Raw genomic sequence first — 12,152 nt, 5'->3', positions numbered from 1 at the left:
AAGTGTGGGTGAACTTACTTGGTGCGAACGGCTGTTACAAAGGGGCCGGTTTGCTGCAACTTCCAGCCCTTATCAAAAACGTCGGCATTGAAGAAGACCGCGCGGTAGCGAATATTCGGCTGGTTAGGATAGATATCTTCTGCCAAGTGGAACTTGAAGCCATCGTCCTTATTTTCCAGGTCGCCGCGGAACATCATGACATCCGGGCTGCGCCAGGGAGCAGAATCCAAGGCCTTGCGGAACTCCTCCGGCTGCATGTCCCAGGAGTCATTGGCCCAAGTTTCAATCTGCTCGTTGCGGGTGCTGAACTCGCCCAAGGGATTGGCATAGTGGCTGGTAAAGGCGTTAAAGCCCCAGTAGGGGTAATAAGACATGAAGGTCTTTTCATCCGTGAGCACCACCGTCTCATCCGGCGTATAGCCCTGGTCTTGAATGAAGTTGTGGATATCTAGGTAGTAGTGGGCGGAATCGCTGGTGAAGCGGTCCGCGCGTTCGCCGTAGCCATCGGTATCGCTATAGGCGTGATCGATGGCGTCCTCGTTAGCCTCTGGGATCTGCTGCGCATAGAAGACGCCGGCCAGGGCCAAGATGATGCCAAAGACCGCGGTGATCTGCTTATTGGTGGTGTGGGAGAAACGCGCCGGGTAGAGGTGGTGCACGCCGAGTAGACGAATCTCTGCCAAGGCCAGGATGCCGGCGGTGGCAAAGAGGAGCACCACGATGACCTCGAGGCGGAAGCTGAGCAGCGTGGTGCCGGCCAGGGTTGCCACCATAGACACCACGGTCCACAGGTAGGTGCCAAGGAGGGAGATGCCCAGCGCGCGTACCTCCACGTCATTGAGGCGGATAACGATGTAAATAAGCCCCATGAGGCAGAGGAAGCCCACAATGCTGAAGGACAAGAAGGGCACTGGAATCTGCGTGCCTTCCTCCGGCAGGTAGTGCTGCGCGGTGGTCTGCAGCGGCACCGGTGAGTGCATGACCGACCATAGGTAGGGCCCCCAGGCGATAAGCGCGATGGCAATGGAGCCTACCGCCATGATTACCAGGCGCAGGATGGGGCGCCACGTATGCTCATAGAGTGCGGTAAACAGCGCGATGAGGGTGACTACGGTAAGTGCGGCCGCACCGGTGAAAAGGGTATAGAACGTAGCGGAAATGCCCAGGTAGAGCGTTACTCCCAGGGTAGCCAGCCCGGAGCCGCGGAAGGCGCGGGCGCTCAGTACCGCAACGGCGGGCAGCCCCATGGCAATGACCGCGGAATAGGGCTCCTCGGCCGCGATGGTGAGCGTAATCGCGGTGGTCACCAGGGCGATGGCGGTGGCGACCGGCAGGGAACTGGTCAGGCGCTGCCAGATGGGCACCAAAATACAGCCGGCTACGGCAATGGAGATGAGCGCCCAGGGCTGGTAGACCTCCCAGCCCGGAATTCCCATGAGCGCACCCAAGCGGCCGCCCAACCAGAACCAGCCAATCGGATAGAAGGACGGCATGTCCTGGTAGTTCATATCCGCATAGCCCATCTCATCCACCGAACGGGTGAGGAACTGCGTGCGGAAGGCCTGGTCCACCTGCACGCCATCGAGCCACAAGCGGGAGGCGGATAGCGGCAGGCCCACGGCGGCCAGGGTCAATAGGGCCGGGGAGAGGTAGGTGACCGCGTAGGTCAGCCAGGACCGCCAGCGCGGCCGGGCAAAGGACTCCTTGTAGTGGTCATAGAGCCACCACACGCACAGCCCGCCGGCCAGGGCCAGCGTGAGCACCACACCCACCGTGGTCAACGCGCGGGTGACCATGGAGGTATTAAAGGACGGCAGCGAGACCGTCTTGAAGGCAAACCAGCCCAGCAGCGTCACCACGCCACCGGCCAGGGCGGCCAGCACAATACCCAGCAGGGTCGCGCGAGGAGTGAGCGCATCGGCGCGATAGGCCTCGGTGCGGTTTTCCTCGCTCACGGGCGTTGACTGGGCGGGTACAGCGGTGCTTGTCATGCCCATTAGTTTCGCATACCCAAGCCCCGCAGCCTAGATTTGGCGCGGGCAGGTGAGCACTTGCTTGCCGACGTCCCCCTGATACACCACCGCCCCCGTCACCTCCCTCGCTGCGGGTGTGCGGCGAAGCGAAAGAGCGGGGGCGGGGCGGAGGCGAGCCGGCCGGCTAGCGCCAGCGCGGAAAGCTGCGGCGTTTAGAACGGCAGCTTGCGGAAGACGGCCTGCGGGATGAACTTGAATGCCAAAGAAACGTACTCAAATAGTGGGTGTACGAAGATGGACTGCTTGCCATCGAGCACGGCCTTGACGGTGGCCTCGGCAACGTCGGAGACGTTGACGGTCAGTGGGGCGTCGCCAGCCTCGGCGGACATCTTGGTGCGCACCTGGCCTGGGCGGACGACCAGCACGTTGGCGCCGGTGCCGCGCAGGGCCTCGCCCAGGTTGATGTAGAAGCCGTCCACGCCGGCCTTGGAGGCGCCGTAGACAAAGTTGGAACGGCGCACGCGCATGCCTGCCACGGAGGACATAGCGATGATGGTGCCGTGGCCCTGGTGCTTGAATTTCTCACCCAAAAGCACGCCTACGGACACCGGTGCGGTGTAGTTGGTCTGTGCGGAGGCGACGGCCTTGTCGTGGTTTTGCCACAGCTCTTCCTGGTCGCCCAGGGTGCCGAAGGCAACGATGGCCACGTCGACGTCGCCGCGGGCCCAGGCCTTATTGATAACGTCCGGGTGGGAGTCGAAGTCGGTGGCATCGAAGTCCAGGACCTCTACGTCAGCGCCGCGGGATTCCAGGTCAGCCTTGGCCTGGGCGATGCGCGGGGACTCCGGCCGGGCGGCCAGGGTGACCTTGGCCGGTCCGCGCTGCAGGAACTCGGAGACGACGCCGAGGCCGATCTCAGAGGTGCCGCCCAGAAGCAGGATGTGTTGTGCTTGGCCTACTGCATTAAGCATGGTCAGTAAATCTCCTTAAAGGTGTTATTTCCAGTGATTAGTGCAGCTCGAGGCGGCGGGACATATCGGAGGCAAAGACGCCGGTCGGGTCGATCTCGTTGCGGGTCTTCAGCCAGCCTTCCATGCCCGGGTACATCTTGTGGAAGTTCTCCGCGGAGGTGCGGGATTCCTTGGCCAGGTAGAGGCGGCCGCCGAATTCCATCACGCGGCGGTCCAGGTCATCCAGGAACTTGCCCAGGCCCGGACGGATGGGGAAGTCCACGCAGACGTTCCAGCCCGGCATCGGGTAGGACAGCGGTGCGCGGTTGCCTTCACCGAAGAGCTTGAACACGTTGAGGGCGGAGTAGTGGCCGGAGCGCTGCATATCGCGGATGATCTCCTTGAACGGCTCCACAGCCTCGGTCGGTACCACGAACTGGTACTGCAGGAAGCCCTTGGAACCGTAGCCGCGGTTCCACTCGCCGATGAGATCCAGCGGCTGGTAGAACTGCGTCAGGTTCTTGACCTGGTTCTTCGCCGGTGCACCCATGGTGTAGTACGCCAGACCCACAGCGGAGAGGGAGAGCTTATTCATGGTCCAGGACGGGAAGATATCCGGCACCGTCATCAGCTGCGGCGCATTGAACTTCAGCGGGTCCTTGGCCAGCTTCGGGGCGAGCTCTTCCAGCTGTGCCAGGGTGGCCAGCGAGCCGCGGGAAATGGTGGAGCGACCCAGCTTTGGTTCTGGTGAGATGACATCGAACCAGGCGGAAGAATAGGTGTAGTTGTGCTCGGAACCATCGGAGTGGAAGGCGATGGTCTCATCCAAGTTATCGGTGCGGTCCGTATCCGCGATGAAGTAAGCGGTCTCCGTCTTGGTCATGCGGATGGTGGCGCGCAAGATGATGCCGGTCAGGCCCATGCCGCCGACGGTGGCCCAGAAGAGGTCGCCGCTCGGGTCATCCTCGGAGCCTTCCGGGGTCAGGTGCAGTACGCGGCCATCGGCCACGAGCAACTCCATGGAGACCACGTGGTCACCAAAGGAACCGGCGGAGTGGTGGTTCTTGCCGTGAATATCCGGGCCGATTGCGCCACCGATGGTGACCTGGCGGGTACCCGGCAGAACCGGAACCCACAGGCCATACGGCAGGGCGGCCTTCATCAGCTGGTCCAAGGTGACGCCGCCATCGACGTCCACCAGAGCGGACTCCGGGTCGATGGAGTGGATCTTATTGAGTTTTTGCATGTCGATGACCAGGCCGCCGCCATTTTGGGCGGGGTCACCGTAGGAGCGGCCCATACCGCGGGCGATGACGCCGCGGCGCAGGTGGGCGGGCTTATCCGAGTTATCTTCTGCAACTTGGGCCACGGCCTTCTTGATGACGTCCACGTCTTCGGTGGCGAGCACGTGGGCGGTCGTCGGGGCGGTGCGGCCCCAGCCGTGCAGGGACTTTTCAGTAGTATGTAATTCCATCTCTTACTCTTTGCTCGACGGATGTATGTCGCTTCTCTAGCCTACCTAGCTCACAGGAGGGTGGCTGGAGTGACGCGAGTGATATTCGGAACAAAACGGACGCTTGTACTGCCCGAATGTGCCCGTTTACAGATCCATGAGTGTGCGGATCTCCTCCGGCAGCTCCTCCTGGGACTCAATAATCGGGCCGTCGTACTCCCGCAAAAGCTCATACACGCGAGCCCGTGAGGAGGAATCCAGCATGGGCAATTCCTCTGCCATCAGGCGAGTCATGAAAGGGCTCAACGGCACATCGGTATGCTCCGTGGCCTCGAAGTGGCCGTTGCGCTTATCGTCCTCTGCGCGCACATCCTGTGCTGCCTGCTGCGCCGGCGTCATATGCTCTGTCTTTTCCGAGTACATGCGCATTAGCTTACCGCCGCTTAAAGTAGTCGCTATGACCAACAACCGTGAGACGCACGATCAGCGCCAAGACAACTACGCCCTCGATGACACCCTGGCTGGCCGTATCACCCAGGCCGCCGCCGTGGGCATTGCGACCTCCTATCCGGATTGGATCACGTCCAAGGGCGGTTTGATCACCGCGTATACCTTGTCTTTCTTTGGCTTTGGCGCCTTGGTGGCCTATACCAACGCGCACGCCGAGCAGGATGGCGATGAGCCGCGCTCGCCGCAGGATGGTTCCGATCAGGGCCTCAAGCCGTGGGCTAATTTTGCCGCAGTGGTGCTCCTGCTCATCCTGGGCGGGTGGATGAACGTTGCCCTTTCCCGCCGGATGGTGAAGTTCCTGCGCAAGCGCGGCGCCAAGCGGCCGTGGACCCTCTTGGGCGCCATTGGGGCGGCGCTGACGTTCCTCATTAGTGAACTGGAAGCGCGCGATATTGCAAAACTAGCTTCCTAAAACTTGCGTATGGTGGGGCTCATGAATGCAGGGGTCACCGATATCGCACAGGCGCGGGCCAAACGCGCCGATAGCGTGGTATCCCTCAAGCGCGAGCCCCTCACCATCATCTGCCAAGCCGCGAATATTCGCGCCGATGGCGAGGTGCACCGCCAGATTGGTTTTAGCGATGCCCTGACCTTCACCGAGCTGCACCGCGTTCTGCGTATCTGCTTTGGCCTGCCGGAGGAGGAATCTCCCTGGCACTTTTATGAACACACCGAAGCCCGTGGCCCGCGCATCGATCCGGAGCGCCAGGCCTCCGAATTCCTGTGGCGCGAAGGCGATCAAGTCGACTTCGCCTGGGGACTGTGGGACTTCGACCTGGTAGTAGCCGAGATCTATCCCCGCGATAATGGCACCCCAGAGGCGCTGTGCGTGGGCGGCTCCGGATCGCTCTTTCAGCCCTTTGAGCTGACCAGCGTCAACCGTGAATTGACCGGACAGGAAGTTACCGATGAGGTCTTTTCCGCGGTATCGTCCCCCGTGCGCGATTTAATTGAGCGCACCAAACTCTATGACTTCGTCCCGCTGCTGCAAGCGATGGACCTAGGCAGGGAAACCGACCTCACACCGCATGCTTCCCGCGTGCTCGCCAGCTTGCCGCGCGAGGTGACCCATGAAGGCAAAGACGCCTTTTGGTCCATGGCGCTTGCCCTTTCCTGTATGGGCGGCGCGGAGCTGACCGATTCCGTCGTGGAGACCACCATGGATGCGCTCGGCTGGGTCAATGACGATGGCACAGCTCTCTCCGGCGCCGACGTGCGGCAGCTTTGCGCGGCGTCGTTACAGCAATTGGCCGAGATCGGCGCTTATGGCACCGAATCCGCCGCGCCGGTGGATCGGTTGGACATGTACCGAGCGCTCTTGCGCGGGTAGGCTACTCACTCGTGACTAATTCCGCTGACGACGCCGTAGAAGTAAAGCCCTCATCCACCTCGCTGCACACCCAGCTGGTGCGTTTTATTTCCGTGGGCGTATTTACCGCCGCCATTGACTATGGTCTCACGCTTTTATTGACCTATCTGGGGCTGCACCGTTCTGCCGCCAAGGCCATCGGTTGGGTTTTTGGCACCATCGCCGCCTACCTGGCCAATGCGCGGTGGACCTTTGGGGCGAAGGTATCTGGCCGCACGGCCGCGACCGTGGGCATCTTGTACGCCTCTACCTTTGCGGTTCAAAACTTCCTGTACTGGGTGCTCAATGAGCCGCTTATGGCCCTCGGCTTTGAGGGGGCGGTGAAAGACACCATCGCCTTCGTCATCGCCCAAGGCGTGGCCACGGTGACCAACTTTGCCATTCAAAGGGCCTTTATCTTTAAGGAAAAATAGATGGCAGCAGCCTCCCCACGGACGTGGCGCGGCGCGGCCCAGCGGGCTTCGCGCTCGACCAGCCTGCGCGCGCAAAGCGCCAAGTTCGCGGTGACGGGGGCACTTGCCGCGCTTATCGACGTCTCCTTAACCTGGCTCCTGCAGATCGGCGTCGGCCTGCTGAGCGCCGATCCCGCGCGGGCGGTGGCCTTTGCCATCTCGCAGGGCACCGCCACCGTGGTGAACTTTGCGGTGCAACGCTGGATTATTTTTAGGAAGGCGGGGGTCCGGGTCGTCGCCAAGCAGGATCCGTCCTAGCCCTGGTGCGGCCGGCGGAAATCTTCTTGGCGCCCGCGGTTGTGGAGCTTGAGCCATTCGATAAAGCCGGCCGGGTCGTGGCGCTGGACTAAGAAGAACCAGCCAAAGCGGGCAAATTCCTGGGGCAGTAGCTTGCGCATGCCGCGCTGCCACAGCAGGTAGCCGCGATTGCGGTAGGTGAAAAAGCGCTTGAACTCACCTTCTGGGTACTGGGTATGCATTTTGCCACCCAGGATGGGCTTGAACTCATCCGATCCGTCCGGGTGCAGGTAGCTGGTGGTCAGCGCCGTGCCGAAGGAGAGCCCGGAATTAACCAGCCGGCGGTGGTATTCCACCTCATCGCCGCGGATAAACAGCCGGTAGTCCGGCACGCCAATGATCTCCATGGCCGCGGCGGAAATCAGCGCGCCGTTAAAAAGTGAGGCGATGCCGGGCAGGAAATCGCCCTCCAGCTCGTCCATCCGGCGGCGCCATACCAGCCCCTGGCGCAGGGGGAAGGCGAGGCGGCCGGGATCGGCAATATTGCATACCGCCGGGGAGACCTCATGCAGGTGGTTGGCCTCGGCTACCCGATATAGCTCCGCTAGTACCGCGTGATCGGCAGGGCGGCCGTCATCATCGGCACACCACACGGCATCGGCGCCCAAAGACAGCGCGGTGAGAAAACCCAACGCAAAGCCACCGGCGCCGCCCAGGTTGGTTTCCGAAGGCACGTAGACGCCCCGGTCACCCGCCATGGATTCGACGAGTTCGCGCACCGCATCTTCCGCGCCATTATCCACCACGACTACCCACTGCACGGGGTGGGTTTGGTGGACTACCTGTTCAAGCGAGGCCCGCAGTAGCTCGGCGCGCTGATGGGTAACAATGACGGCGGCGGTGGGACCGGTGGAAGTCAGGGTGGCAGTCATGGGTTCCATCTTGCCACTGGGCTGGGGCGGGCTAGCGCAGAAACACTCCGCCCAGCGGAAGCGAGATGCGAAAAAGAGTGCTGCTAGTTGCCGCTGGTGTCCTCATTTTCAAAACGCTCGCGCAGGTCGCGCACGTACTCGCCCACCTCAGGGCCTTCGTATTCACCGACGACCTCGGAAACCTCGCCCACCGAGCGGATCTCGCCATGGTCGATCCACAGCGCGGTATTGCACAGCTGCGCCAAAAAGTCATTGGAGTGGGAGGCAAAGACTAGGATGCCGGAGCGCTTCACCAGCTCTTGCAGGCGCACACGAGCCTTGGCCATGAAAGCGGCGTCGACGGCGCCGATGCCCTCATCCAACAGCAGGATTTCCGGCTCAATGGATGTCACCACGCCGAGCGCCAAGCGCACGCGCATACCGGTGGAATAGGTGCGCAGCGGCATGGAGAGATAATCGCCGAGTTCAGAAAACTCCGCAATCTCATCCATCTTTTTCTTCATCTGCTTGATGGACTGGCCCAAAAAGAGGCCACGGATAATGATGTTGTCGTAGCCAGAGACCTCTGGGTCCATGCCCACGCCCAAATCAAAGACGGGGGCCACGCGGCCGCGCACATCGGCAGAACCACGGGTGGGCTCGTAAATGCCAGACAAAAGGCGCAGCAGGGTGGACTTGCCGGCGCCGTTATGGCCCACCAAACCCACGCGGTCGCCCTCGCGCAGGTGCAGGTTAATATCCTTTAGCGCCTCCACCACGACGGTGTTCTGGGCATTTTTGCCAATGGCGCCGCCGGCCGAAGAAAGCATGGCCTTCTTTAGCGAGCGGGATTTGGCATCAAAGATGGGAAAGTCCACGCACGCGTTATACGTATCAATCGAGACCATCAGTCTGTATCCTTTCGAGGAATCTCAGGAAGTGCAGGGCGTGGGCTTAAACCCAGTAGCTGACGCGGAAGCGCCACTTGCGCATGACCAAGCCGGCGATGAGCAGGCCGAGAGTGGTGCAGCCGATGACGATCCACCAGTGGTAGGCGGCCACCGGCTCGCCGATCATGGGCGCACGGACGATTTCCAGGTAGTGGTAGAGCGGGTTGATTTCCGCGATGCGGGCGCGACCGGCCACCGCCCCGCCCTGGTCCTTCAAGGTATTGGTCATCCACACAATCGGGGTGACGTAGAACAGTAGCTGGGTCAGTGCTTCAAGCAGCGGAGCGACGTCACGGAAGCGGGTAGCGATGATGCCAAAGAACATCGTGACCCACACGCCGTTGACCAGCAACAAGGCCAAGCCAGGGAGGAACAGGAAGAACTCCCAGCCTAGGCTGCGCGGGAAGATAAGGATAAGCAGCAACCAGATGATGAGGTTATGGCCCAAAAACAGCGTCTGGCGCCACACCAAGCGGTAAACGTGCACCGACAGCGGGGCGGGGAGCTGCTTAATCAAGCCCTCGTTGTCAATGAAGACCGTGGAGCCTTCCTTGATGCAGCCCGAAATAAAGGTCCACATAATAAGGCCCACGGTGACGTGGGGGAGGAACTCCGCGACGGGAATCTGGAAGAGCATGGAATACAACAGGCCCAAGGCGAGGGCCATCACGCCGGTGGCGATGGTGATCCAAAACGGGCCCAGGACAGAGCGGCGGTAGCGCTGCTTAATATCTTGAATGCCCAGTTTGAACCACAGCTCGCGCTGCTGTGCACCCTGCGCCAGGTCCGCGAAGGCGGCCTTGAGGGTCTCGGACTGGGACGCTGGGGTGGCCTCGCCGTCTGGCTGGGAGGTCATGCGGGCGATATCAGCGCGCAGTTGATTGTTATCTTGCACGCTCAACACCCTAGCGCGCGGGCTGGGCAAACGGGAACTACACGCCGCCAGCCTGCGAAAACAGCGGTATCCAGCGAAAATTCAAATTTGGGAAACTTGGGCCAAACGCGTATACAGTAGGGAACCGACCGCCACTGTGTGGCGATGCCTAGCGCGATAAAGAAGGGGACCGTAATGCCAGCAGGAGCTTCGGCACACTACGACGTATTCAGTGTGCGCGGTTTATACACCGGGCTATCTGATGGTTGGACCTACCTCAACGCGCACGCGGTCCCCCAAATCTCTGAGCGCGTCGCCTCCGGCGTGGCGCGCTCCTTCCGGATGTCCACCGCAGTGGCCACCCAGGAGGGCCCAGGCGGCGCCCACTCTGCCACTCCCGCGCCGGGCCGTTTGGAAGGCGATGGTAATTACACCGCCGCACGCATGGCTGTAGCGGATATGACCGGGTCCAAGGCGGACCGCGTGGTGCTTGGCCCGTCCTTGCCCGTGTTGTACCAGTCCTTGGCGCACGCGGCCCGCCCGCTGTTGGGCAGCAACTCTTCGGTGGTGCTCTCCAAGCTGGATCCACCGTCTTTGTACTCGGCATTTTCTGAGGTCAAGGCAGAAACCCGCTGGGCCCAGCCAGACTTGGGCACGGGTGAGCTGCCAGGTTTCCAATTTGCCGAGCTTGTCGATGGCTCCACGCGCCTCGTTGCCTTCTCCGCCGCGCACGAGCTTTTGGGCACGGTATCCCCGGCCGCCGAGATCATTGACACCGTCCATGAGCGCTCCCGCGCCTGGACGCTTCTCGACGTCTCCGCGATCGCTCCCTACCGCCCCATCAACTTTGATGATCTCGGCGCCGATATCTTGGGCCTCGACCTGGGGCTGCTGGGCGGACCGCAGCTAGCGGCGCTTGTCTTCCGCGATACCCGCATGTTCCGCCGCCTCGACGCCCTCGATCCGGTGCATACCGGCAAGGGTTCTCGCAAGCTGGAAACACCCATTTCCTCTGGCTTGGCCGGCGGTGTCGGACCGCTCGTGGACCATCTTGCCGCCCTCGCCGGTGGGGAGAGCGGCTCGCGCCGCAAGCGTCTGCGCACCTCCATGGATGCGCTCAGCGTCTACTTGGAGGATCTGCGCGCTGACCTCTATTCCTTCTTGAGCACCCTGCCCGCCGTGCATATCCTCGGCGTGACCGGGGAGGCGGCCGCGGGCGCCTCCGACGATCGCCTGCCTCGCCTCACCTTCGCGGTAAAGGGTGTTCCGGCCGAGACGGTTTACAAGCGCCTCTTTGATAACGGACTTGTTACCACGCTTGCCCCGCAGACCCCGTTGCTTACGGAGATGGGCGTGGAAGAAATTGGCGGCGCCGTTACTGTTGCGCTCGGCCCCTTCAACACCTATCACGACGTTGAGCATCTCATCCGCGTCGTAGCCTCGCTGGCTTAAACGGTAAGAACCAAGGTGCCGGTGACCTCGCCGCTGTCTAGGGCGGTGTGGGCCTGGGCGGCGTCGGCAAGCGGGTAAGTAGCATGCAGCGCGTGCTTTACGCGGCCGTCTTCCAACATGGGCCACACATTTTCTACCGTGCCCGCCACAATCTGTGCCTTGTCTTCTAAGTCGCGGGCGCGCAGCGTCGTGCCCTGGATGGTCAGGCGCTTGGGCAGCATAGCGCCCAAGTTGATTTCCGCCTTGGTACCGCCTTGCATGCCAATGATGATGAGCTTGCCGTCCTTAGCCAGGCACTTCATATTCTTTTCCAGATATTTCGCACCGATGATGTCCAAAATGACATCGCAGCTTCCCTTCAACTCTTCTACGAAGTCGTGCTCCTTATAGTTGATGAGAATATCGGCGCCCAGCTCGCGGCAACGCTCCAGCTTCTCCTGTGAACCGGCCGTCACCGCCACCTCTGCGCCGAGCGCCTTGGCTACCTGAATGGCAAAAGTGCCAATGCCGCCGCCTCCGCCATGGATGAGGACGCGCTGGCCCTCGTGAAGGCCCGCCTCAATGCCCAGGTTGGACCACACGGTGCATCCGACCTCAACCACCGCTGCAGTTTCCTCAACGCTCAACCCCTTGGGCACGGGAAGCAGCTGGCCCTGCGGAACCGCAACGTATTCGGCGTAGCCGCCTCCTGCTAGCAGGCAGCCCACTTCAGCGCCCACCTCCCAATCGGTATCACCAGCATCCGCGATGGTGCCTGCGGCTTCTAAGCCTAAGATTTCGGACGCTCCCGGTGGTGGCGGGTAGGCGCCCATCGTTTGCAAGATATCGCCGCGATTAACGCCGGCAGCGTGTACCTTGACGAGTACTTCACCTGGTTGCAGCTGCGGGACAGCGACTTCGCGGAGCTCTAAGGACCGACGATCCTGCGGGTCGGTCTGAACGATGGCCTTCATGTGTGTTTTAGTCATGGGCCCAATCTAACGAACCTTGTGTGTCCTGTGCCACGAAATTCGGAGTATCC

The 12,152-nt window shown here is 61.7% G+C and carries 13 protein-coding genes; 5 read left to right on the top strand and 8 right to left on the bottom strand.

The genetic code is table 11. The annotated features are described in order from the left end of the window. Nucleotides 1-14: 14 nt before the first annotated feature. From MHY24_RS07905 to MHY24_RS07890, 4 genes are all read right to left on the bottom strand, one after another. Nucleotides 15-1,991 carry a galactan 5-O-arabinofuranosyltransferase gene (locus MHY24_RS07905; RefSeq protein WP_239229357.1) on the bottom strand — a complete coding sequence of 659 codons (1,977 nt, stop codon included), beginning with the start codon at nt 1,989-1,991 and terminating at the stop codon, nt 15-17. A 194-nt stretch (nt 1,992-2,185) separates the two neighbouring features. After that, nucleotides 2,186-2,944, bottom strand: coding sequence for a decaprenylphospho-beta-D-erythro-pentofuranosid-2-ulose 2-reductase (locus MHY24_RS07900; RefSeq protein WP_239193984.1), 759 nt, complete (start codon nt 2,942-2,944; stop codon nt 2,186-2,188). A gap of 37 nt (nt 2,945-2,981) precedes the next feature. Continuing rightward, nucleotides 2,982-4,397, bottom strand: a complete 1,416-nt coding sequence (locus MHY24_RS07895; protein WP_005329755.1) for an FAD-binding oxidoreductase — start codon at nt 4,395-4,397, stop codon at nt 2,982-2,984. A 126-nt stretch (nt 4,398-4,523) separates the two neighbouring features. Next, the gene (locus tag MHY24_RS07890; RefSeq protein ID WP_198492349.1) at nt 4,524-4,799 is read right to left on the bottom strand and encodes a hypothetical protein; all 276 of its coding nucleotides are present in this window, start codon (nt 4,797-4,799) and stop codon (nt 4,524-4,526) included. A gap of 34 nt (nt 4,800-4,833) precedes the next feature. Between MHY24_RS07890 and MHY24_RS07885 the strand changes: the two genes are divergently transcribed. From MHY24_RS07885 to MHY24_RS07870, 4 genes are read left to right on the top strand one after another with little or no spacing between them, the layout of a single operon-like run. After that, nucleotides 4,834-5,298, top strand: coding sequence for a hypothetical protein (locus tag MHY24_RS07885; RefSeq protein WP_239229347.1), 465 nt, complete (start codon nt 4,834-4,836; stop codon nt 5,296-5,298). A 9-nt stretch (nt 5,299-5,307) separates the two neighbouring features. After that, nucleotides 5,308-6,216: a hypothetical protein gene (locus MHY24_RS07880; protein ID WP_204610513.1), complete on the top strand. Its 909-nt coding sequence runs from the start codon at nt 5,308-5,310 to the stop codon at nt 6,214-6,216. 11 nt (nt 6,217-6,227) lie between these two features. Beyond that, nucleotides 6,228-6,668 (top strand): GtrA family protein, encoded by a 441-nt coding sequence (locus MHY24_RS07875; RefSeq protein ID WP_005323207.1) that lies wholly within the window; start codon nt 6,228-6,230, stop codon nt 6,666-6,668. Then, nucleotides 6,669-6,965 carry a GtrA family protein gene (locus MHY24_RS07870; RefSeq protein ID WP_204610512.1) on the top strand — a complete coding sequence of 99 codons (297 nt, stop codon included), beginning with the start codon at nt 6,669-6,671 and terminating at the stop codon, nt 6,963-6,965. On the opposite strand, the gene MHY24_RS07865 is transcribed toward MHY24_RS07870, so the two are convergent. The 3 genes from MHY24_RS07865 to MHY24_RS07855 all read right to left on the bottom strand — a co-directional run bounded on the left by MHY24_RS07865 (nt 6,962) and on the right by MHY24_RS07855 (nt 9,661). Beyond that, entirely contained in the window at nt 6,962-7,885 is a 924-nt protein-coding gene (locus tag MHY24_RS07865; RefSeq protein ID WP_239229343.1) for a glycosyltransferase, read from the bottom strand. The two genes, MHY24_RS07870 and MHY24_RS07865, sit on opposite strands and share 4 nt — an antisense overlap. Before the next feature lie 74 nt (nt 7,886-7,959). Further along, a complete protein-coding gene (locus MHY24_RS07860) occupies nt 7,960-8,763 on the bottom strand; it encodes an ABC transporter ATP-binding protein (protein WP_005323203.1) in 804 nt (267 codons plus the stop codon). Between the two features lie 46 nt (nt 8,764-8,809). Continuing rightward, nucleotides 8,810-9,661 carry an ABC transporter permease gene (locus MHY24_RS07855; protein WP_239229380.1) on the bottom strand — a complete coding sequence of 284 codons (852 nt, stop codon included), beginning with the start codon at nt 9,659-9,661 and terminating at the stop codon, nt 8,810-8,812. Between the two features lie 213 nt (nt 9,662-9,874). Between MHY24_RS07855 and MHY24_RS07850 the strand changes: the two genes are divergently transcribed. Continuing rightward, the gene (locus MHY24_RS07850) at nt 9,875-11,131 is read left to right on the top strand and encodes an aminotransferase class V-fold PLP-dependent enzyme (protein ID WP_239229341.1); all 1,257 of its coding nucleotides are present in this window, start codon (nt 9,875-9,877) and stop codon (nt 11,129-11,131) included. On the opposite strand, the gene MHY24_RS07845 is transcribed toward MHY24_RS07850, so the two are convergent. Beyond that, nucleotides 11,128-12,084: an NAD(P)H-quinone oxidoreductase gene (locus tag MHY24_RS07845; RefSeq protein WP_239229378.1), complete on the bottom strand. Its 957-nt coding sequence runs from the start codon at nt 12,082-12,084 to the stop codon at nt 11,128-11,130. The genes MHY24_RS07850 and MHY24_RS07845 overlap by 4 nt on opposite strands. Nucleotides 12,085-12,152 lie beyond the last annotated feature (68 nt).

Source organism: Corynebacterium sp. ACRPQ, assembly GCF_022347225.1.
GTDB lineage: Bacteria > Actinomycetota > Actinomycetes > Mycobacteriales > Mycobacteriaceae > Corynebacterium > Corynebacterium tuberculostearicum_D.
This window is presented reverse-complemented; position numbering and strand designations above follow the sequence as displayed.